We start from the raw sequence: 21,417 nt of genomic DNA, 5'->3' as shown, positions 1-21,417 counted from the left end.
AGTAATTAAAATACCGTATTTTCTTCTAAGGTAAACTTAACATTATCTTCAATCCATTGACGACGTGGTGCAGCCTTATCTCCCATAAGGACGGAGACACGACGTTCTGCACGCGCTAAATCATCAATGGTGACGCGGATCAAGGTACGAGTTTCTGGATTCATGGTGGTTTCCCAAAGCTGATCCGCATTCATTTCCCCCAACCCTTTGTAACGTTGGAGGGTTGCTCCACGGCCAAAGGTCCGACGCAACTCTTCTAATTCGCTATCAGTCCAAGCATAGGCTACTTCTTCTTTCTTACCTTTGCCTTTCGACATCTTATAAAGAGGAGGAAGTGCAATGTAGACATGACCTGCTTCTACCAAAGGGCGCATATAGCGATAGAAGAAGGTTAAGAGGAGGGTTTGAATGTGGGCACCATCTGTATCCGCATCGGTCATGATAATGATCTTATCGTAGTTGGCATCTTCCACAGAGAAATCTGCCCCAACTCCTGCACCAATGGTGTAGATCATGGTGTTGATTTCCTCGTTCTTGAGGATATCACTCATATTGGCTTTCTCAGTATTGAGAACCTTCCCACGAAGGGGGAGAATCGCTTGGAACTTACGGTCCCGTCCTTGTTTGGCAGAACCGCCAGCAGAGTCTCCTTCGACTAGATAGAGTTCATTTTTCTTAGGATTTTTAGACTGGGCTGGTGTCAATTTACCAGATAAAAGTCCTTTGTCCTTTTTGCTCTTCTTGCCATTTCGACTTTCATCCCGCGCTTTTCGAGCGGCTTCACGCGCATCCCGGGCTTTAATAGCCTTACGAATGAGATTGGAAGCCAACTCCCCATTTTCCATGAGGAAGAAGGTCAATTTATCAGAAACAATGCTATCAACGACTGGACGAGCCAAGGGGCTTCCTAATTTATCTTTAGTTTGCCCTTCAAATTGCAAATGGGCCTCTGGGACCAAGATTGAAAGAACAGCAGACAAACCTTCGCGGTAGTCTGATCCTTCCAGATTTTTGTCTTTTTCCTTGAGAAGTCCTGTCTTTCTTGCATAGTCGTTCATGGCCTTGGTAATTGCTGTCTTCAGACCTGTCTCGTGGGTTCCCCCATCTTTGGTGCGGACATTATTGACGAAGGACAAGATATTATCTGAGTAACCATCATTGTATTGCATGGCTACTTCTACCTGAAAACCATCTGATTCGCCACTAAAGTAGAGAACAGGTGTCAAAGTCTCCTTATCTTCGTTCAAGTACTCTACAAAATCTTGGACACCATTTTCATAATGAAAGGCCACATGGTTGTCTTCTTCCTTGCGGAGGTCGGTCAGCGTCAGCGTCACGTCCTTAAGCAAGAAGGCTGATTCTTTGATCCGCTCAGCAATGGTGTTAAATTTGAAATCCGTCGTTGAAAAGATGGTTGGATCCGGCATGAAGGTGACCTTGGTCCCTGTCTTAGACTTAGGAGCTGTTCCTATCTTCTCAAGAGTGGTAACTGGTTTCCCACCATCTTCAAAGCGTTGCTTGTAGACCGCTCCATCACGGGTAATCTCAACCTCAAGCCAACTAGAAAGGGCATTGACGACCGAAGATCCCACTCCGTGGAGACCACCAGAGGTCTTATACCCCCCTTGACCAAACTTCCCTCCGGCGTGGAGGACCGTAAAAATCACTTCAACGGTTGGTTTGCCCATAGCATGCATCCCAGTCGGCATTCCACGTCCCTGGTCTTCTACCGATAGAGAACCATCTTTATTAATCGTGACATCGATTTGTGAGCCAAAGCCAGACAAGGCTTCATCGACCGCATTGTCAACGATCTCCCAGACCAGGTGATGCAAGCCGTTTCCATCGGTCGATCCGATATACATTCCTGGACGTTTACGGACTGCATCCAACCCTTCTAGTACCTGAATGGCATCGTCATTATAATTATTAATATTGATTTCCTTTTTTGCCACAAGGAACCTCCTGTTTGTTCATCTTTTCTATATTACAGTTTTTTAGGAAATTTTGCAAAATTTTTTCTCTTTATATGGAGATTTCTATATTTCAGTATAAAATGCTGGCTGAGCACTTTCTTCAGATGTCACACTTGAACTCAAAAAATTGCTTTTTCTATTGATGGCTTTTTGTTATAATGAAAGTATGATAAAAGAAATAAGTGTTTTAATTTTAGCCTATCTATTAGGCTCCATTCCTTCGGGTTTATGGATTGGGAAAATCTTTTTCCATATTAATTTACGGGAACATGGCTCGGGCAATACAGGGACGACCAATACCTTTCGGATTTTAGGGAAGAAAGCTGGGATCATCGTCTTTGCGATTGATTTCTTAAAAGGGACTTTAGCCGTTCTCCTTCCGACTTTCTTCGGAATTCAGGGGATCTCACCGATGGTCTTTGGTCTCTTAGCTGTTTTAGGTCACACTTTTCCAATTTTTGCTGGATTCAAGGGGGGAAAAGCAGTGGCGACAAGTGCTGGTGTCTTACTTGGCTTCTCGCCTATCCTACTACTCATTTTAGCTGTGTATTTTGTAGCCAGCCTGTATTTAACCAGTATGATCTCGTTTTCGAGTGTTACCGTTGCGCTACTCGCCATTCTATCTGTCCTCCTTCTCCCTTTGACTGGATGGATCTTGCACGGTTATGATCCGCTTTTTACAGTCATTGTCTTGGCCTTAGCAACCTTGATCATTCTTCGTCACAAAGACAATATCCAACGGATCAAAGAGAAAAAAGAAAATCTTATCCCTTGGGGGAAAAACATCACCCACCAACAACCAAAAAACTAGAGCCTGCGCTCTAGTTTTTTTATGATTTGAACGGAAGTCATTTTACAATTCTCAAGCTCTGAAATCTGTATCAACTATAAAGTATCGACTAAGTCCATCAATATTTCCATTGGAGTTTTTCTCCTACGACCATTAACAGTTTCGATCATGTGATAAACTTTTAAACGATTGTCATTGCTAAAGACAAATTCAAAGCGGAATTCGCGTCCGTTGGGTGCCACTGTATCAAATTTCGTTTTATATTTATCATGAACGGGGCTAACTGGAAACTTATTGAAGAGCAAGCGTCGTTTCTCCCCTGCTTCTTTCAAACAGTTTTCTAGTTCTTGACAATAGTTATAAAACAGCTGATAGAGGTCTTCTTCTGAAATTCTTCTTCTCCGAACTAATGATGTAAAATCCGAAAAATTTCTGCGCGGGATGTCAATACTAAATGAGAAGCCCTCCTGATTGATTCTTTCTAAAAATGCATCTCTTGAAATCATAGAACCACTCTTTCTTTTATCAATCTGTAGTGAACCCTTATTGTTTCTATAAATCGTCAATCCATTATGTAATCAAGCAAATCCATCAAGGTTAGTTTCTTCCGACCATTGACTGTCTCAAATAGATTAAAAACTCTTAGTTGTTGATTCTTTTTGAATACAAACTCAAAGCGAAACTCCCGACCATTGCATGCAGCTACATAAAATCCAGTCTGATACTTCCTCTTATCCGCTACTACTTTCATTTGCCGGTGTTCTACCTCTCTACAAAGTAAAAGAAAAATCTGATAGAGTTGCTCCTCAGAGAGCCTTTTTCTCCAAACCAATGACTTGAAGTTATTGTACCGCCACCATGGGATTTGGATGTTGAAGGAAAAACCTTCCTGATTGGCTTTGTCGATAAATGCTTTTCTGGAGACCATACTAACTCCTCTTCTAATGGAACATCGTTTGACTCTATTATACCATCTTTTAACCTTTCACAAAAACAGCATCCCAAATGGAATGCTTTTTTCTGTTTCTTAATAGTATTCCCCTTGGCGGTAGTTCCAAGAGTTGAAATGATCAGATAAGTGCATCATGATCTTATCGATATCCAATCCTTTACGGATCACAACTGGACAAGTATTGACAGAACGGCTACCTGCTCCTTGTTCTGGAATCAGTTTTCCTTCGGCATCAACCATAGAGACCATCACACCTTGTTCATAGCGAGTTTCAATGGTCTTGTCTGGTTGGATAGAAGCTACATAATCATCTGCTTCGATGATCAAGTCCACGGCACCTTCGATACGTTCACCGATTCCTTCGACCTTCCCGCGGTTTCCTTTACCGGAAGGGTTGGCTGAAGAAGCGTAAACCATCTTACCTTCTTTTTCCCACATTTCTTTGGCAATTTGCTCACCAGCTTTACCAAATTTGATGACAAAGCATGAAGTTCCACGAACGTCTGTCATGAGTTCTTCACGTCCATCTCCGAAGGCTTGCAATTTTGCATAGGCATCTTCACGCCAAGGAAGGATACAACCAAGCAAGATATCTTCATCCCAATGTTTTTGGTAGAAGGCTTCGATTTCAGGATTCAATTGCGCAAGGGCACGAAGTTCGTCCATGCTTCCGCAAAGAACCACACCTGGTTTGTTGCGGTTGCGTTCTTTGGCTTCGAATTTACGTTCCAAGCCAGCCTTGTCACTGGTCATGATGATATAGCCAACTTTGGTAGGGCAGACGATACAGCCACCCTCTCCATTTAGAATATCAAATCCTTCTTGTGAAAGTTGTCCGTCCCATTGAATGTGTTTTGTCATAAGTCTCTTTCCTTTTCTATTCTTTTTAGTATTGTATCAAAAAACAGTCTCAAATTCAATATATTTTCAGAAAATTCGTAATTCAGTATACAATTTTATCATTGCCAGTAAGCTGGCCTGTTCTTCTCATAAGCTGCGATCAAGTCTTCATACTGAAGTGTAATCCCGATATCATCCAACCCGTTGAGCAATTTGTGCTTCCAATCTTGATCGATCTCAAAGCGAAACTCTCCAACAGGCGAGAGGATCTTCTGCTCTTCCAAATCTACCGTCACTGGATCTGCCGGCTTCAAACTTGCCAATTTTTGACGAACCTCTAGCGGTTGGACAATCGGCAGCATGCCATTATTGAGCTCATTATTGTAATGGATATCTCCGAAGGATCCGGCGATAACGACTTTAAAGCCATAATCAGCTAAAGCCCAGGCTGCGTGTTCCCGAGAGGAACCAGCCCCAAAATTGTCACCAGTGATCAAAATGGTTGCCTTGCGGTATTCTGGCTTGTTAAAGATAAAATCTGGATCCTCAGTATATTGGTCATCCAAATAGCGCCAAGCATACATGAGGTATTTCCCAAAACCTTTTTTATCAATTAACTTTAAGAATTGCTTGGGGAGGATTTGGTCAGTATCAATATTATCGTTCATCAAAGGAACTGTAGTTCCCGTATAACTGGTAAATTTCTCCATGCTTCCTCCTTTTACTCGACTTCTGGCATTTGGCGCACATCGACAAAGCGACCAGCGATTGCTGCTGCAGCGGCCATTGCTGGGCTACAGAGATGGGTTTTAGCCCCAAATCCTTGGCGGTCTTCAAAGTTCCGGTTGCTAGTAGAGGCACAGTGGACGCCATCTGGAACCTTGTCCGGATTCATTCCTAGACACATGGAGCATCCTGGATCACGCCATTCAAAGCCTGCATCCATAAAGATTTTATCCAAACCCAACTTTTCGGCGGCTTGCTTAACCGGACGAGAGCCAGGGACCACAATAGCAGTTAAGTTTGGTGCAATTTTTTTGCCTTTCACAAACTTGGCTGCCACCTCCAAATCACTGAGACGCGCATTGGTACAAGAACCGATAAAGATATAGCCCAATTCAATGTCTGCTGGTTTTTGGCCAGGTTCTAGATCCATATAATGATAAGCCCGTTCATCATTCATGTCTCGAATCTCTGGAAAAGGAGTCTCGAAGTCCACTCCCATAGAAGGATTGGTCCCCCAAGTCACCATCGGAGCAAGATCGGATACATCCATACGGATGACCTTATCATAAACGGCATCGTCATCACTAACCAGAGTCTTCCAATCAGCTACTGCGGCCTCAAAATCATCTGGCACACATTCGCGTCCCCGGAGGTAGTCAAAGGTCGTCTCATCTGGATTCATGATCCCCATTTTGGACCCGAACTCGATCGACATATTGCAGATGGTCATGCGTTCTTCCATGGTCAAGCGATCAATTGCTTCTCCCCGATACTCTACGACATAGCCAACTCCACAAGCAACACCGTAGCGCGCTATCAAAGCTAGGATGTAATCCTTTGAATAGATCCCTTTTTGTGGGGTTCCGGTGAATTCAACCAACATTTTCTTGGGTTTGACTTGCCAGATGGTTTGGGTAGCAAAGACATGCTCCACTTCACTGGTTCCAATCCCAAAGGCAATGGCACCAAAGGCTCCGTGGGTTGCGGTATGGCTGTCTCCACAGACAATAAATTTCCCAGGCTGGGTCCGACCGGTTTCAGGGCCCACCATATGAACGATTCCTTGCTTAGCAGAACCATGGGCAGCATGATCAATCCCAAAGTCCACCACATTCTCAGCTAATTTATCAATCTGGGCTTTTGAAATCACATCTCGAATATCAAAAATATTGACCGTTGGAACATTGTGATCAAAGGTTCCAAAGGTTAAATCGGGTCGTCGAACCTTGCGTCCTGCGTCCCGTAATCCTTGAAAGGCTTGCGGACTCGTCACTTCGTGGATATAGTGTTGGTCCACATACATGAGTTGGGGTTGCCCTTCCACTCCTGTAATCACGTGGCGGTCCCAAAGTTTATCAAAGATTGATTTTCCACTCATCGTCTTTCTCCATTTATCTTCTTGTTAGGAAATCCATTGAAGGATTAGAAAGAGGGCACCTGCTAAAAGAAGGCTACTGCCCCACCAGGTGGCTTGAAAATACCATTTCCTCACCTTGTGGTGAAAGAGATATCCACCTAGTAGAGCTCCGAATCCACCAAGCACCCAGCTCTCGAGTAACAGGACCTTTTCAGGAATCCGCCACCTGTTTTGGATAGCTTTTCGTTTATCTAAACCATAGGTCAGAAATACGATACTATTCCAAATAGCAATAACAACTAAACAGCGGTCTCTCCAAGTCATCTTAGAGATTCCCAATAATGGCTGCAGTCATCTCTGCAGTAGAAGCCTGTCCACCTAGATCCCGTGTCAAGATTCCTTGATTCAAGGTTTGATTGACGGCTTCTTCGATCATTTCTGCACCTGCTGTTTCTCCAAAACTGTCTCGGAGCATCATGGCAACGGACAGGATCATGGAAATCGGATTGGCAATGCCTTGACCAGCAATATCAGGTGCTGAACCATGAATCGGTTCGTACATACTTGGTCCTTGGTCAGAATGACTGGCAGACGGCATCACGCCTAGTGTTCCAGGAAGGACGCTGGATTCGTCAGATAAGATATCTCCAAATAGATTCTCTGTCACTACGACATCAAAGCGGGCTGGATTGGTAATCATGATCATGGCCGCACTATCGACAAGCTGGTGCTCTAAGGTCACATCTGGAAATTCTTTGGCAACTTCTTCTGCCACTAGGCGCCACAATTTAGACGTTGTCAGGACATTTTGCTTATCGATACTGGTCACTTTCTTACCACGTCCTTGCGCAATCTTAAAGGCTTGGCGCATAATCCGACGGATTTCTTCTGCACTGTAATCATTGATATCACGCGCTGTATCTTCTTTCAAGATATGCTCTCCAAAATAAATCCCACCTGTCAATTCACGCACGACCACGAAGTCGACACCCTCGATACGCTCTGGTTTCAAAGGAGACAAGTGTTTCAAGGCGTCAAAAATCCGTACAGGACGAATATTGGCAAAGAGATTTAATTCCTTGCGAATAGCAAGTAAGCCTTGTTCTGGACGAACAGGAGCATTGTCATACTCAGGACTTCCGATGGCTGCAAGAAGAATAGCATCCGCTCCTTTAGCTGCTTCGAGAGTATCTTGGGGAAGTGGGTGGCCAGCAGCATCAATCCCAGCACCCCCAAAAGCTTTGTCTTCTAGACTATAATCAAAGCCAATTTTGGGAGCAACGGCTGCGAGGACCTCTAGTCCAGCTGTCATGATCTCAGGGCCAATCCCATCTCCTGCAAGTGTTACAATTTTCTTTGTCATGTTTATTTCCTCTTAGGCTTGTGGAAGATCACGGTAGGAGACAGCTCGTCCCATCTCACCCGCATTCTCTTTTTGAACCAGCGTGTTGGCATTGATATAAGCGATGGCAGAGGCTTTCAATACGTCAAAGTCCAAACCAGAGGCATTGAAAATCGTATCTGTATCGACATTTTCCACGGATACCAAGACACGGGCTTGGGCATCGATCCCATCAGTCACTGCATCGATATTATAAGATGTCAAGCGAACAGTTTGGTTGAAGAATTTATCAATCGCATTAAAGATCGCTTCAACCGACCCTTGACCATTGGCAAGGAATTCGAGCACTTCCCCTTCTTCATTGCGGAGGCTAACCGCTGCTGTAATCGTTTCGTCTGCATTGGTTGTCAAGCGGAGATCGTTAAATTGGAATCCTTCTGGATTTTCCACTGCTGTACCAGCAACAAGGGCGCGGATATCAGCATCTGTGATCTCGTGTTTTTTGTCTGCCAGAGATTTGAACTTCGCAAACAATGGCTTGATGTCTTCTTCTGTAAATTCCAGTCCCAACTCATGCAGTTTTTCGACAAAGGCATGGCGACCAGACAATTTTCCAAGAGGGAGACTATTGCTCTTAACTCCCACCAGCTCAGGGGTGATGATTTCATAAGTAAGAGGATTTTTAAGAACTCCGTCTTGGTGAATCCCAGACTCGTGTGAGAAGGCATTGCCACCAACAACCGCCTTGTTTTTAGGAATTGGAATACCAGAGTAACGAGAAACCAACTCAGAGGTGTTGATGGTTTCATTGAGGACAATCGGACTCTCCACTTGGAAATAGTCTTCGCGAATATTGAGAGCAACCGCTACTTCTTCAAGCGCCGCATTGCCGGCCCGCTCCCCGATGCCATTAATGGTTCCTTCGACACGACGGGCACCATTTTTAACAGCAGCGAGGCTATTGGCCACGGCCATACCTAGGTCATCATGGCAATGAGGGGAATAGATAATCTCGCGGTCTGTCTTGACATGGTCAATCAAGTATTTGAAAATGGCACCGTACTCTGCTGGTGTCGTGAAACCGACTGTATCAGGAATGTTGATATAGCTGGCCCCTGCATCGACTGCAGTCTGGACAACTTGCAAGAGGAAATCCAATTCCGTCCGGGTCGCATCTTCTGGCGAGAATTCAACAATTTCAAATTTTGAGCGAGCGTAAGAAACGTGCTCTTTGATCGTTTCAAGGATTTCTTCCTTTGTCTTGTTGAGTTTAAACTCCCGGTGAATCGGACTGGTTGCGATAAAGACGTGAATTTGTGGATACTTAGCATCCTTCAAAGCTTCATAGCAGGCATCAATATCTGATTTGACAGAACGGGCCAAACCTGTCACGGCTGTCTTGGTCAAGACCTTGGCAATCTCTTGAACAGCTGTGAAGGAATCAGGACTAGCTGCAGGAAAACCTGCTTCAATAGCAGAAATGCCCCACTTTTCCAATTGTTTAGCAATGGCAATCTTTTCTTTGATAGAGAAATTAACTCCTGGAGTCTGTTCGCCATCCCGAAGGCTGGTATCTAAAAATTCAACTTTACGCATAGGGTCTCCTCATTTCTATGTAGTGTATATAAAGAAAAACATCTCACTCGGTTAACCAAGCGAGATGTTTTTGCCCGCTTGGTAAGCCAAACAGGACTAATGCTTCTGCACTAGCCCTTATACCTCAACAACAAAGCAAATTGAATAAACTTAGCTGTTTTCATGTTTGACTTTCTCCTTTGTTCAATGTCTTGTTTAGTATTTTAGCATAGGGAAAAAGCAATGTCAAGAATTTTCTACAATATTCTGAATTTTTTGAATAGAAACAAAATAGAGCTTTCAGTTCTAGTTAGATTGAAGATAAAGTCATCTTAGAAACTTTCCTTAGGTGAAGACGGACGTCAGCGAACTTCAAAGAAGTTCCATGACTTAGTTTTGGACCTAAGGTTCCAAAACTCCCGAGTGCTAGAAACAAAAGTGTTTCTAGCACTTTTCTCACGGCGGAAAGTTTCAATATTTATTGAATAAGCCTAATAGTAAGTATCGTTTTTATTTTCAGCATCATTCTAGTTGTTTTATGTAAAATACAATTTTCCATCAATCTGAATAGACCCTGTTACTCTACTTCTTCTGATACAAATCAAAAACGATCTTGTCATTATAGAGGTCAATGGTATTGGCCTTGACATAGATTCCAAAGTCATTGTCGATTTCTGGTAATACAATGGTGATGGTAGACTGCTTGGGTGAGATCTGAACAAATTTTGGGATATTTTTATTTTTACTCAAGAGCTGCAAGACCATCCTTTGTGGAATTTGAAAGGTTCCAACTGAAAAATCCTTCACCGTCAAGAGGATGTTCCCATTTTCCAATTTGGATGGTTGGAAGTAAATATATAAGGGATACTCCTTTCCTAAGAGACTCAACTGCCCTTCTAATAGGATTTGCTGATTGTCCGCATAGACCTTGTAGTCGGACAGCTTATATTTTTTCAGTAGCGATTTGATAGTATCATTGAGTTGATCCCGAGTCGTTGTCATGGTTCCAACTTTGACATCTTTGGTGCCAACTGCTTGATGAAGCTGACTAACATCTTCTCTTGGCGTCGCTAAGCGTCCTTGCACGACTATAGCAAAGGCTAAGAGAAGGCTCACCAATCCTAAAAACAACCATTTCCAAATATTAATTTTTTGAAGGAAGGGGACCTTCTCGTTGATGGGATTATTTTTGACTCCAAGTTTTCTTCGTGGCATTGATTTTCTCCAATATTGCTTGTTTCATCTTTTCATAGCCCGTATTGTTAGGGTGAAAGCTATCCTCTTCATACAGGGCATCATTGATAACGGTAGTCTTCCCGTCACTGACTTCTGATACGCCCATTTTGCCATCAATTCCTTTATAAAGCAGATCATTGATCGGAACGAAATAGACCTGATCAAATTGCGCGATGGTTTCTTCCGTCGTCTCATTCCAACGATCTACAGCCGTCTGGATACTAGTTAATTCAGGAAAATTCAGGTAAAGAGGATTGTAGATCCCCACTACATAAATGGGAAGATGGGGATTGTCCTTTCTGGCCTTTGTAATAATTTCTTTGAGGTTCGCTGTATAATTCTTGAGCGGTTTTTGGATATCTGATAGAGAAAAATCACTCAGATGATCGACAACAACTTTGCGCAGATCATTTCCCCCAACCGTTAAGGTCATGACACGCGCCTTTTTGAGATCCTTCTGAAGATCTGTTTGCTTCTTGAGTCGATCTAAGATCTGAGCACTTGTATTCCCAGCTACTCCATAGTTGACAGGTTGGTACTGGCCGTCATTTTCATTGGACAGGCTTTGGGCAAGGATGGGCACAAAGCCCCCTTGCTTGGTGCTATCTCCTACTCCTTCGGTTAGTGAATCTCCTAGAGCTACATAAGTATAGGTGATTTCTTTCGCAGCTGTTTTGGGCTTGGTCATGCGAGGAGATGCAGTTGGTAGCAAAGCACGAAATAGAAAGACAAAGACAAGAAGGCTGGTTAAAAAGAAAACCAAGCCTTGCATCATTTTTTTAAGATTCATATGAATACGATCGCTTATCCTTGAAAAATCACTTGTCCATCACAGATTGTATAAGCAACTTTCCCTTTTAATGTTTCACCCACAAATGGTGAATTGCCAGCTTTTGAAGCGAAATGATCCGATACCAGACGATCTGCTTCTGGATCAAAGATGGTTAAATCAGCCGGTCCATCCACTGCAATATAGCCAGCATCAAAATCATAGAGACGTGCTGGATTATAGGACATCTTTTCAAGCAATTGCATCAGACTTAAATGGCCAGCATGCACCAAGTAGGTCAAACCAAGAGAAAGCGAAGTTTCAAGCCCAGTCATTCCAGATGGTGCTTTGGTAATATCAGGAACATTCTTCTCATCCGCATGGTGAGGCGCGTGGTCCGTCGCAATCACGGAGATAACGCCTGACTTCAAGCCTTCAATCACTGCTAGACGGTCAGATTCCAAGCGAAGAGGTGGATTCATCTTAGCATTGCTTCCTTTAGTCAAGAGCAGACTTTCTGTTTTCGAAAAGTGTTGAGGTGCCACTTCTGCCGTCACATAAGCTCCTAATCCTTGGGCAAATTCCACCACCTTGACACTTTCTTCCTTGGAAAGGTGTTGGATATGGAGGTGAGCACCTGTCGCATGGGCAATCATGGCATCACGCGCAGCCATTGAATATTCAGCTACACCCGTCGCACCACAGACATGGAAGTGTTCCTTGGCAATGTTCTCATTCAAACCAAGAATGCCATTCAACTCAGGGTCTTCTTCATGCAGACTAATAAAGGTCCCTAGACGCTTAGCTTCTTCCAAGGCTTGGCGGACAACCTTAGTGCTTTGAAGGGGAATCCCATCATCTGAAAATCCCACTGCACCAGCCTTAAGCAGGCCTTCAAAATCTGTCAGGTGTTGCCCGTCAAAGTTCTTGGTCACTGTCGCAACCGTATGAATGTGAAGATTTTCCTTGGCTGCAGAAGCTAAGACTTCCTCTAAGGTTGTAATATCTGAAATGGTCGGATTGGTATTGGCCATCATGACCACTCGAGTAAAACCACCAGCAGCTGCGGCTAAGGCACCCGTATGGATGTCTTCTTTATGAGTTTGACCGGGTTCGCGGAAATGCACGTGTACATCGATCAATCCAGGAGCTACAACCAGACCAGTAGCATCAAGGACTTCTTGTCCATCTGTTGGGAGGTTTTCAGCGATCTCTACAATTTTCTTTCCTTCAATGCGAAGATCACAGACTTGATCCAAGCCAGTTTTGGGATCCATTACGCGACCATTTTTAATGACAACCATTGCATTCTCCTTTATTCATAAAAATCAACATGCGACTCTAACAAGCGGTCGCCGTCATAGCGAAACATTGCTGAAAAGAAGGGTTTATCCTCCAACAACCACTCGACAAAGGTGTGGTCCCCTTCCCAAGTTGGTTTTGAGAGGACTTGATCATAAGGTACCCACTCCAAGGTCCCTTCGTTACACTCGATCAGTTCTCCCTCAAAATCTGTTACCTTGAAGACATAGGTGTACCAGTCCAAATCTGGAGTAAACTCCGGAAAGGTAATAATCCCTTTCAAAACTGGCTTGGCTCTTAGGCCCGTCTCCTCAAAAATCTCACGCGCAGCACACTCCTGAGGGGTTTCCCCGCGTTCTAATTTTCCACCAACTCCGATCCATTTACCTTCATGAACATCATTGGGCTTTTTATTGCGATGCAGCATGAGAAATTCTTTCCCATTGTCAATGTAACAAATCGTTGCTAATTGTGGCATTTCTTTCTCCTATCTTAACCAATCAATCGGCTCGCGTCCCGCCTCTTTCAAAAATTGATTGGTTTTTGAAAAGGGTTGGGAACCAAAGAATCCTCGGTAGGCCGATAAAGGACTTGGGTGAGCTGATTCAAGGACCAAATGTCGATCGTGGGTAATCAGAGGCCTTTTCTTACGGGCATAAGATCCCCAGAGGATAAAGACAACAGGCTCCTCCAACTCATTGACCACCTTGATCACAGCATCTGTGAAAGGCTCCCAAATTTGTCCTGCATGACCATTAGCCTGACCAGCTGGCACTGTCAAACAGGAATTGAGCAAGAGCACTCCTTGCTCTGCCCAAGAGGTCAGATCATGGGACCGCTTCTCTCCGATATCTGAGCGCAATTCTTTGAGAATATTTTGCAAAGAAGGCGGCGCTGGTACATGATCTGGAACAGAAAAACTTAAGCCCTGCGCTTGATCCGGTCCATGGTAGGGATCTTGGCCTAAGATCAAGACCTTGACCTGATCCATCTCTGTCGTCTGCAAGGCCTTAAAGACCTTGTCACGCGGTGGATAAACCACTCCTTTGCTATAGACTTCATTCATAAAGTCATTGATCTGGTGAAAATACCCTTCTGGAAGATGGGACTTGATGGCTTCATGCCAGGGTGAATGCTGCATGGAAACTCTCCGCTATCCAATAAATTCTTACCTTCCATTATACCACATTTGGCGCAGATCCACTGGATAAAAAAGAGGCTGGACAATTTTGTCCAACCTCTTTTTCTGCCTGTCAAACAAGCGAGAGCTTTTATGTATTTTCTTTCTTGGTAAATCCTGCTAGACCGATCGAAGCGACTAGTAAAATTTGCGGTAAGAATTGGATGAGGTAGCGGGTCTTCCCACCTTCAAAGATGGTTAAGAAAAGCAAACCACCAAAGACCGCTAAGGAAAGGAAGTTAAAATCATCTGTATCTCGACGTTTGAGATAAGCTCCAACCAAACCAGCCGATAGGACGATCCAGATCAGCTGCTTGACAAATTCATAATACTTGTACTGCGGGCGATCAATGCTAAGGAAATAGGTCCGCACCCATTTTGCCAAACCATTATTTTTAGTCAGGGGTGCATAGAGAGGATTGATAAAAGGCGTCTTCTCATACTCTACATCTCGGTAGAGCCAGCCCAGGGTTCCTTCTGCTACCGTCAAGGATTGCTTGTAGTAGATATGCCCGATCAAACCGAACGGTCCGTACTCCTTGAGACGGCGCTTGATTTCTTTGATCACATTTTCTTTTTTAAAGAGGCCATTGTTGTAATCCGATCGCTTATCCTCATCGATATAGGCCAGCAAGCCTTCTTTCATATCTTCTTGGTTGTGCCCCATATCTGTCAAGCCCAGATTGATAAACAAGAGTGGTCCTTTAGCCAGCCCTTCTTGTTTCAAGATCGGTACAACTCTTTGATGATTGACCGCTGTATTCAATCCTGCAAAGACAAAGCCCGTCGTCAAGACCGTCACCGTAGCAATCTTGCCAAAGGCCTTCCAATTTCCTCTGAAGAAGAGCACAGTCCAAAAGGCAATCATGACAATAATCGTCGTTGGACGGATCAACATGGTCACGCCAGATAAGATTCCCAAACCAACAATCTTCTTCCAGGAGACTGCTTGATCTTCCTTTAAGAGATCCAAGGCCCACCATAATTGAAGGGCAATCAATGGAAGCGGCGGAATGTCCGTGTACATGGAGTAGAAATAAGGCGAGTAACAGATCAAGCTCACATAGAAGAGATAGACCAGATCAGCCGTTTTTTGATTGAAATGCTTCTGGGACAGCTTGTACAAGAGGACTGCACCCAGATTGACATAGAGGATATTGAGAGCCTGCATGACCCACAGACCGCTAGAGCCAAATAAGACATAGAAAAACTTCTCGTAAAGAAAGAGCGGAATGTTATTGGGATTGCGACTGAGGTAGTTGGTGATGGAAGATTGCTTAAGAAGATCAAAAGCCCCTTTGAAAACAACCGCAGCATCCCGACGGATAAAGAGCTCCGCACAGACCATGACAATCACCTGAAAGACAAGGGCACCAAGCAAGAAGCCTTTTTTGTGCCGAGTCAACCAAGCAAAGGCACTCTTTAGCCCATCGCGTTTCAGCCAGGCTAGCAGAAATAGCAATCCAGCACCTAAAATGGCTAGCCATGAAATCTCTCTCAGATAGATCACACTGATCAAGAACCAGTGGACCATCACTAGCAACATGACAACATGAAGCATCCCAAATAGAATACGTTTACTTTTCGATAACATAGGTCCATTATATCAAAAAAACAGCATTTCTGCTGTTATGGGGTGGTAGGAAATCATTAAGGTTGGGGAATAATCTTTAATCTTTAGGATCTTCCTTAAAATCAAACTCAATTTCCCGAGGCTCTGTGAATTCAAGGCCTCTATAAAAGAGAACGACCAACAAATATAAAATCAATCCCAAAAACAAGCGCATTTGAACAAAATATGCTAAAAACAGGACTATCATGCTTAAACAAACCAGGGCAAACAATTGACGTTTTCTTATTTTTCGCATTCACCACACCTCGATTCCATTTGCTGTTTTTTGAAGATACTCTACTGGTTTTATCTGACCAACAAATACTAGTTCTGCTTCATTTTTCTTAACAAACCGTTTCAACTGCACATATCTAGCAATAGCGACCAGCCATAAAGTGATCATAACTGCAAATAGAAACAAAAAGACATTTATCGCCCCTTCTCTAACATTCAAATCAAGATTTGCTTTCCCAAAGAAAAGGTCCATGGGAAGGATCTTTATAAATGTCCTTGCTAATAATAGGCCTAGTGGAACACCAATCAAAGAATAAATATTTGCTGGTGCTTTCTTTGAAAAAATTTGATCTTTAAACGAATGGTTGGTCTGGTACACTTTTCGGTACTTGTCGAAAGGGATTTTACTATTGCGTTTGACGATGAATTCTTCCCCTTGATCTGTCACCAACAAAAAGTACCCCCAGAGTGGCCTTTTCCCATTCAAACTGATATTAAAACATTGACCTCTTTTGATCATTGAAAATCCTCTCATTCAACCAAACATATATGAATGTGCTTTTTATTTCAGATAGGTCGGAACAATTCAACCTAACAAAGCTAGAATACATACTAACCCAAGATAAATTCCAACCGTTAGAATCATTCCGATTTTATAGAAACCGACTAAGCCGGCATATCGTTCGACAAAACCAAGCTGTGGATCGACTGGATTATAAAAAACTGTCATAGGAGACCCAATTGGGAATATCATCCGCAAATCCAGATTTTTGCCGGCTCCAAGAACATAGGTTCTATCGAAAACATTGGTTTGTCTTGACTTAGAAGAAGTCTCTCTAAAATAAGCGTAGGTAAAGTTCTTCTGGTATCTTTCACCCTCGACTTGATACTCCACCACAGGCAGAGAAATAAGCAGTTGATTTTGGGAATCAAAAGCAACTACTTCTCCCATAACTTTTGCGGTAGATTCTGTTTTCACTTTTATTTCACGGCGATACAAGGTGTAAAAGATAAGCAGCATGATCAGGAAAATAAGTGTCAGAATGCCCAAACTAAGCCAGAATATTGTTACTGTCATTAATTTTTTACCTTTTCACATAAACTAGTTGGTTTCAAATCCCTTGAAAAAATTTTTATTCTCCCCTTTTCAACCAATTCTGTTGCTGCGCTTTTTCTGCAAGATCTTTTGCTTTGTTTATATCTAGTGAGTTTGAATCTGATGGGGCATTGGATTCGATTTCTTCTTTCAATTCTTGTAAGGTTTGAACATCTTTCGGAGTCAAATTGGAGATCGAGTTAGATTCTTTTTCTGTCGAACTTTCTGGAACAGACTGAATCTCTCGATAGGTTTTGATCACTTCAGTTCCTGCGTCTGTTGTCGGAAGAGGACGATAGAACATGAAGAAACCAATAATGACAATCAGAAGAGCCGCAGCTGATACCAAAACCTCTTTCTGCAGATTCTCCACAGGAAGTTTAGTATCTTTAGTAGACAAGCTCTTCCATTCTGGATGTTCTTCCTCAGCTTCTTTTTTGGCGTTGAAAGCGGGGGTAACCAAGACTTGGTTCATCAAAGTCAGTGCCCCCAAGGCCATCAATAAAAATGGGATATGACGTGATTTACTAATGACCACTAAAATTCCTCCTGCAATAGCAATCAAACTGATGATGATATTGACGGTAAACCAGACCCGAGCCTGCTTCTTCACTTGCAAATAATGTTCTTTTGTCATCTTATTCTCCCTTAAAAATAGTTTTTCTTTCATCCATAAGAACAATTACTACTATCATACCGGATTTTACTTTGAGAATCAAGTTAACCACCAACTAGTGAAAAGAGTATAAAAAAGAAGCGTTAGAAACGCTTCAGTTGTATTATTTATCTTGCCAAGTTTCTTGGTTTTCCTTGAAACGGTGCAACAACTCTAAACCTTCAGAAGTGATGTAACCTTGTTCTTCCGCCAAGTGGATCAATTCTGTATAGTTAGACAAAGTTTCAAGTTGAACGCCAGCTTCCGCAAATTTCTTATCTGCCTTCTCCAATTGGTAGGTGAAGATAGCAACCACACCAAGAACATCCGCTCCTTCACGCTTGGCAGCTGCGACAGCATCCAAGACAGACCCACCAGTAGAAATCAAATCTTCCACTACAACCATCTTTTGACCTTGTGGTACACGGCCTTCAATTTGATTACCAGCACCGTGGTCTTTTGGTTTGCTACGGATGTAGGCAAATGGCAAATTCATCTTGTCCGCAATAATAGCTCCGTGAGGAATCCCAGCAGTTGCAGTTCCTGCAATCACTTCTACTTCAGGGAAAGCTTCCTTGATTTTATCTACAAATCCATTTTCGATCAAGGTGCGAGTTTCTGGATAAGCGAGTGTTACACGGTTATCTGTATAAATTGGGGACTTGATCCCAGATGCCCAAGTAAAAGGTTCTTCTGGTTTCAAATAAACCGCTTCGATTTTCAAAAGATGGCTAGCAATATCTTTAGCTAATGACATGACGACTCCTTTTTACGATTTTAATCATATACGAATTAAATCAATCATTGATTTAAAGAACAACATTACAGGTTAGTGAATAGTTTAGGGAAGGCCCTATCGGGCTTCCCGTACAGCTACAAAAAAGCCCACTTTTAGTAGCGATTGGTATTCCGACGATCTCAGAAGAGAAACGATCATTTTCTCTTCTGTAATCTAGTGAATGCGTTAGGGAAGGTCCCATAGGACTTTTTAAATTCCGACACTTAGTTGAAAGAAACGATCATTTTTTTTCAACTAAGTTAGTGAATAGTTTAGGAAAGATCCCATCGGACTTTCCGTAGAACGTCTTGAAGCATAGCTTCTTAGACGTTCTTAACTATTCCACTGTCTCTTAATTTCATGGTATGCATCCCATGGGTTTTCTGCTTGGATGATTGGACGTCCAACGACAATATAGTCAGATCCAATTTTATGGGCTTCTTGTGGCGTCATGACCCGTTTTTGGTCGCCGATTTCAGCTCCAGCAGGACGAATCCCTGGTGTGACACAGACAAAGTCTGATGAAGTGGCATCCTTGATCAAGGCTACTTCATGGGCCGAACAGACAACACCATCCAAGCCTGCTTCTTGGGCCTTTCGAGCGTAATTAACTACAGATTCTTGGACCGTTGTTTGGATGTTTTGGCAATCACGCATGTCTTCTTCACTGGTAGAAGTCAACTGGGTCACGGCTACCAATTTAGCTCCTTCACCAAGAGCTGCCTTGGCTTCGCGCATCATCTCTACACCACCGGCTGCGTGGACCGTCACCATATCTACTCCGAAGGTCCCCAGTACGGACATGGCTGATTTGACTGTATTTGGGATATCATGCAATTTTAAATCAAGGAAAATACTGTGTCCAAGCCCTTTGAGGTAATGTACAATTTCAGGACCAACTGCATAGAAAAATTCCATTCCGATTTTTACAAATAATTTTTCGTCTTCTGGAAAATGCTCTAAAAAGTTTTTGACATCCTCGAAAGCTGGGAAGTCAAGGGCGATAATAGGACGTTCTTCACGCATGGATTACTCCTTTTTTGATTGATCATTTTGTCTACAAAAAAACCTTGCCCGAGGCAAGGTTACACGAAAATTAGGTAGGAACAACTACCATGATTCACCGTCTAGACCTTAGGAGCCTCTCTGGACTGCTTTAAAGGTTTTTATTTATTGTAGTACGATATTTGGGAAAAGTCAAGGATTTACAGTAGATTTTCCCGTACATGCTTACGGAAGTTCTCAAGGGTGTCAATACCATAGCGATCCATGACCTGTGGCAGATCTTCGATGATGGTTGGACATGCATAAGGATCAGTGAAATTAGCAGTCCCAACTCCAATCGCAGAGGCACCTGCAATCATCATTTCTATGGCTGCTTCTGCTGAATCCACACCTCCCATTCCGATAATCGGAAGTTTAGTGGATTGGGCAACCTGACGGATGAGTTTTAATGCAACTGGAAAAACAGCTGGTCCCGACATACCTCCTGTGCCATTGGCAATGATGGGCTTACCAGTCTTGAGGTCAAAGCGCATCCCAACCAAGGTATTGATCATGGTTAAGCCAGTCGCCCCTGCATCTTCTGCTGCTTTTGCGACCTGCGTGATGTCTGCCACACTAGGCGTTAACTTGACATAGACAGGGACGGAGGACGCTTCTACCGCTGCTTTCACAGCCGCATAGGCCAACTCAGGAACCTGCCCGATTAAGAGGCCGTTGTTCCCATGGTCTACGTTTGGACAAGAGATATTGAGCTCAATGGCCTTGACATTTGGTGCTTGCGAGATCTTCCTAGATACCGTTGCATACTCTTCATTGGAGAAGCCGGCTACGTTGGCAATAATCGGTAGGTCTGGATAATGTTGGGCCAACCAAGGGAGTTTCTCTGCTAGGACCACGTCTACGCCTGGATTTTGGAGGCCAATGGCATTGAGCATGCCTGCCGGTGTCTCAGCAACTCGTGGAGTCGGATTTCCGAAGCGTGCCTCAGCAGTTGTCGCCTTGATCATGATGGATCCAAGCAGGTCTAAGTCATAGTATTTGGCATATTCTTGACCAAAGCCAAAACAGCCAGATGCCGGAATAATCGGGTTTTTCAAGTCTAAACCAGGTAAGGATACGGCTAGTCGATTTGCTGTCATAAGATCCTCCTACATCACAATCGTACCGGTTTCAAAGACCGGTCCGTCTTCACACACGCGCTTATTGGCTGCTTGGCTTTCATTTTCCAGATGCACTACACAGGCATAGCAAGCCCCCATCCCACAGGCCATACGCGATTCCATGGAAATGTAGGCGCGGGGATGGTCATGGAATTTGGTATTGACATATTTGAGCATGCCAGGTGCTCCACAAGAATAGATAGCGTCAAACTCCTGGTCCATCTGATCAACGATGGTTGAAACATAGCCCTTGGTGCCATAAGAACCATCATCTGTCGTTACAGTGACATGAGCCACCTGAGAAAGCTCTTCTTCCAAAATAACGGCTTCTTTGGTCGCAAAGCCGACAACCACTTCAACTTCCACCCCTTGCTCATGGAGTTGTTTGGCCACTTGGACCAAAGGAGGAACACCGATACCGCCACCGATGATCAAGGCTTTCTGACCTTGGCCGAGATTGGTGAGATCAAAGCCATTTCCCTGAGGCCCCATGACACTGAGTTTGCTACCGATTGGCAATTGGGAAAAGATAGCTGTCCCCCCACCTTCGATGCGGTAGATCAAGCGACACGTCTGTGTCTTACGGTCAATCTCAGAAATTGAAATCGGACGGCGAAGCAGCTTGGACCCATCGGGGACGCGGATATGAAGGAATTGACCTGGAAGCATCTGCGCCACCATTTCCCCCTTCAAGATCATAGAATAGATGCGTGGGGCGATCTCCTCTTGAGCAACCAGCTCCATCTCTTCCATCATTATTTTACCAAAGCGTTTTTTACAACTGTCACTGACCATTGAAATCCTCTTCTTTCTTTCAGCAAAAAAGACCTCG

At 43.5% G+C, this 21,417-nt stretch carries 24 protein-coding genes; 1 reads left to right on the top strand and 23 read right to left on the bottom strand.

The features are described from left to right. Positions 1–5: 5 nt before the first annotated feature. Positions 6–1,955, bottom strand: a complete 1,950-nt coding sequence (gene parE / locus GMC92_RS01980) for a DNA topoisomerase IV subunit B (protein WP_049474896.1) — start codon at positions 1,953–1,955, stop codon at positions 6–8. 187 nt (positions 1,956–2,142) lie between these two features. On the opposite strand from parE, the gene plsY reads away from it, so the two are divergent. Continuing rightward, positions 2,143–2,787, top strand: a complete 645-nt coding sequence (gene plsY / locus GMC92_RS01975; RefSeq protein ID WP_049474895.1) for a glycerol-3-phosphate 1-O-acyltransferase PlsY — start codon at positions 2,143–2,145, stop codon at positions 2,785–2,787. A gap of 74 nt (positions 2,788–2,861) precedes the next feature. On the opposite strand, the gene GMC92_RS01970 is transcribed toward plsY, so the two are convergent. From GMC92_RS01970 to GMC92_RS01870, 22 genes are all read right to left on the bottom strand, one after another. Next, on the bottom strand, positions 2,862–3,272 hold the full coding sequence (locus GMC92_RS01970) for a hypothetical protein (protein WP_049474894.1): 411 nt from the start codon (positions 3,270–3,272) through the stop codon (positions 2,862–2,864). A gap of 56 nt (positions 3,273–3,328) precedes the next feature. Then, positions 3,329–3,694 carry a hypothetical protein gene (locus GMC92_RS01965; RefSeq protein WP_049474893.1) on the bottom strand — a complete coding sequence of 122 codons (366 nt, stop codon included), beginning with the start codon at positions 3,692–3,694 and terminating at the stop codon, positions 3,329–3,331. Between the two features lie 99 nt (positions 3,695–3,793). Next, on the bottom strand, positions 3,794–4,579 hold the full coding sequence (locus GMC92_RS01960; protein WP_049474892.1) for an L-threonylcarbamoyladenylate synthase: 786 nt from the start codon (positions 4,577–4,579) through the stop codon (positions 3,794–3,796). A gap of 98 nt (positions 4,580–4,677) precedes the next feature. Then, on the bottom strand, positions 4,678–5,268 hold the full coding sequence (leuD, locus tag GMC92_RS01955) for a 3-isopropylmalate dehydratase small subunit (protein ID WP_070665884.1): 591 nt from the start codon (positions 5,266–5,268) through the stop codon (positions 4,678–4,680). Between the two features lie 11 nt (positions 5,269–5,279). Next, positions 5,280–6,662: a 3-isopropylmalate dehydratase large subunit gene (gene leuC, locus GMC92_RS01950; protein WP_155199560.1), complete on the bottom strand. Its 1,383-nt coding sequence runs from the start codon at positions 6,660–6,662 to the stop codon at positions 5,280–5,282. 24 nt (positions 6,663–6,686) lie between these two features. Then, positions 6,687–6,965, bottom strand: a complete 279-nt coding sequence (locus GMC92_RS01945; RefSeq protein ID WP_155199559.1) for a DUF1294 domain-containing protein — start codon at positions 6,963–6,965, stop codon at positions 6,687–6,689. A 1-nt stretch (position 6,966) separates the two neighbouring features. Continuing rightward, complete coding sequence (leuB, locus tag GMC92_RS01940; protein ID WP_155199558.1) at positions 6,967–8,004, bottom strand: 3-isopropylmalate dehydrogenase; 1,038 nt, start codon at positions 8,002–8,004, stop codon at positions 6,967–6,969. Positions 8,005–8,016: 12 nt separating this feature from the next. Next, positions 8,017–9,579: a 2-isopropylmalate synthase gene (locus GMC92_RS01935; RefSeq protein WP_049522559.1), complete on the bottom strand. Its 1,563-nt coding sequence runs from the start codon at positions 9,577–9,579 to the stop codon at positions 8,017–8,019. A 561-nt stretch (positions 9,580–10,140) separates the two neighbouring features. Continuing rightward, complete coding sequence (locus tag GMC92_RS01930; RefSeq protein WP_024055930.1) at positions 10,141–10,773, bottom strand: YpmS family protein; 633 nt, start codon at positions 10,771–10,773, stop codon at positions 10,141–10,143. Further along, on the bottom strand, positions 10,742–11,584 hold the full coding sequence (locus tag GMC92_RS01925) for an SGNH/GDSL hydrolase family protein (protein ID WP_024055931.1): 843 nt from the start codon (positions 11,582–11,584) through the stop codon (positions 10,742–10,744). Before GMC92_RS01925 ends, GMC92_RS01930 begins: the two co-directional genes overlap by 32 nt. A 14-nt stretch (positions 11,585–11,598) precedes the next feature. Next, on the bottom strand, positions 11,599–12,867 hold the full coding sequence (locus tag GMC92_RS01920; protein ID WP_155199557.1) for a dihydroorotase: 1,269 nt from the start codon (positions 12,865–12,867) through the stop codon (positions 11,599–11,601). 11 nt (positions 12,868–12,878) lie between these two features. Then, on the bottom strand, positions 12,879–13,343 hold the full coding sequence (locus GMC92_RS01915; protein WP_003003493.1) for an NUDIX hydrolase: 465 nt from the start codon (positions 13,341–13,343) through the stop codon (positions 12,879–12,881). A gap of 9 nt (positions 13,344–13,352) precedes the next feature. Beyond that, complete coding sequence (locus GMC92_RS01910; protein ID WP_155199556.1) at positions 13,353–14,006, bottom strand: uracil-DNA glycosylase; 654 nt, start codon at positions 14,004–14,006, stop codon at positions 13,353–13,355. Positions 14,007–14,136: 130 nt separating this feature from the next. Further along, positions 14,137–15,639, bottom strand: a complete 1,503-nt coding sequence (locus GMC92_RS01905) for a glycosyltransferase family 39 protein (RefSeq protein ID WP_155199555.1) — start codon at positions 15,637–15,639, stop codon at positions 14,137–14,139. A 76-nt stretch (positions 15,640–15,715) separates the two neighbouring features. Beyond that, on the bottom strand, positions 15,716–15,913 hold the full coding sequence (locus GMC92_RS10725; protein ID WP_049506507.1) for a hypothetical protein: 198 nt from the start codon (positions 15,911–15,913) through the stop codon (positions 15,716–15,718). Next, the gene (locus GMC92_RS01900; RefSeq protein ID WP_254728992.1) at positions 15,914–16,339 is read right to left on the bottom strand and encodes a hypothetical protein; all 426 of its coding nucleotides are present in this window, start codon (positions 16,337–16,339) and stop codon (positions 15,914–15,916) included. Between the two features lie 138 nt (positions 16,340–16,477). Then, positions 16,478–16,969, bottom strand: a complete 492-nt coding sequence (locus GMC92_RS01895; RefSeq protein ID WP_070665888.1) for a DUF3592 domain-containing protein — start codon at positions 16,967–16,969, stop codon at positions 16,478–16,480. 55 nt (positions 16,970–17,024) lie between these two features. Continuing rightward, positions 17,025–17,624: a hypothetical protein gene (locus tag GMC92_RS01890; protein ID WP_155199554.1), complete on the bottom strand. Its 600-nt coding sequence runs from the start codon at positions 17,622–17,624 to the stop codon at positions 17,025–17,027. Positions 17,625–17,766: 142 nt separating this feature from the next. Then, entirely contained in the window at positions 17,767–18,399 is a 633-nt protein-coding gene (gene pyrE, locus GMC92_RS01885; protein ID WP_023917983.1) for an orotate phosphoribosyltransferase, read from the bottom strand. Positions 18,400–18,753: 354 nt separating this feature from the next. Next, positions 18,754–19,446: an orotidine-5'-phosphate decarboxylase gene (gene pyrF / locus GMC92_RS01880; RefSeq protein WP_013903499.1), complete on the bottom strand. Its 693-nt coding sequence runs from the start codon at positions 19,444–19,446 to the stop codon at positions 18,754–18,756. Positions 19,447–19,625: 179 nt separating this feature from the next. Continuing rightward, complete coding sequence (locus GMC92_RS01875; protein ID WP_155199553.1) at positions 19,626–20,564, bottom strand: dihydroorotate dehydrogenase; 939 nt, start codon at positions 20,562–20,564, stop codon at positions 19,626–19,628. Between the two features lie 9 nt (positions 20,565–20,573). Beyond that, positions 20,574–21,380, bottom strand: a complete 807-nt coding sequence (locus GMC92_RS01870; protein ID WP_155199552.1) for a dihydroorotate dehydrogenase electron transfer subunit — start codon at positions 21,378–21,380, stop codon at positions 20,574–20,576. Positions 21,381–21,417: the final 37 nt, after the last annotated feature.

Source organism: Streptococcus parasanguinis (genome assembly GCF_009717775.1).
GTDB lineage: Bacteria > Bacillota > Bacilli > Lactobacillales > Streptococcaceae > Streptococcus > Streptococcus parasanguinis_AG.
Note: the sequence above shows the minus strand (reverse complement) of the source record. Positions and strands in the feature narration are given on the sequence as shown.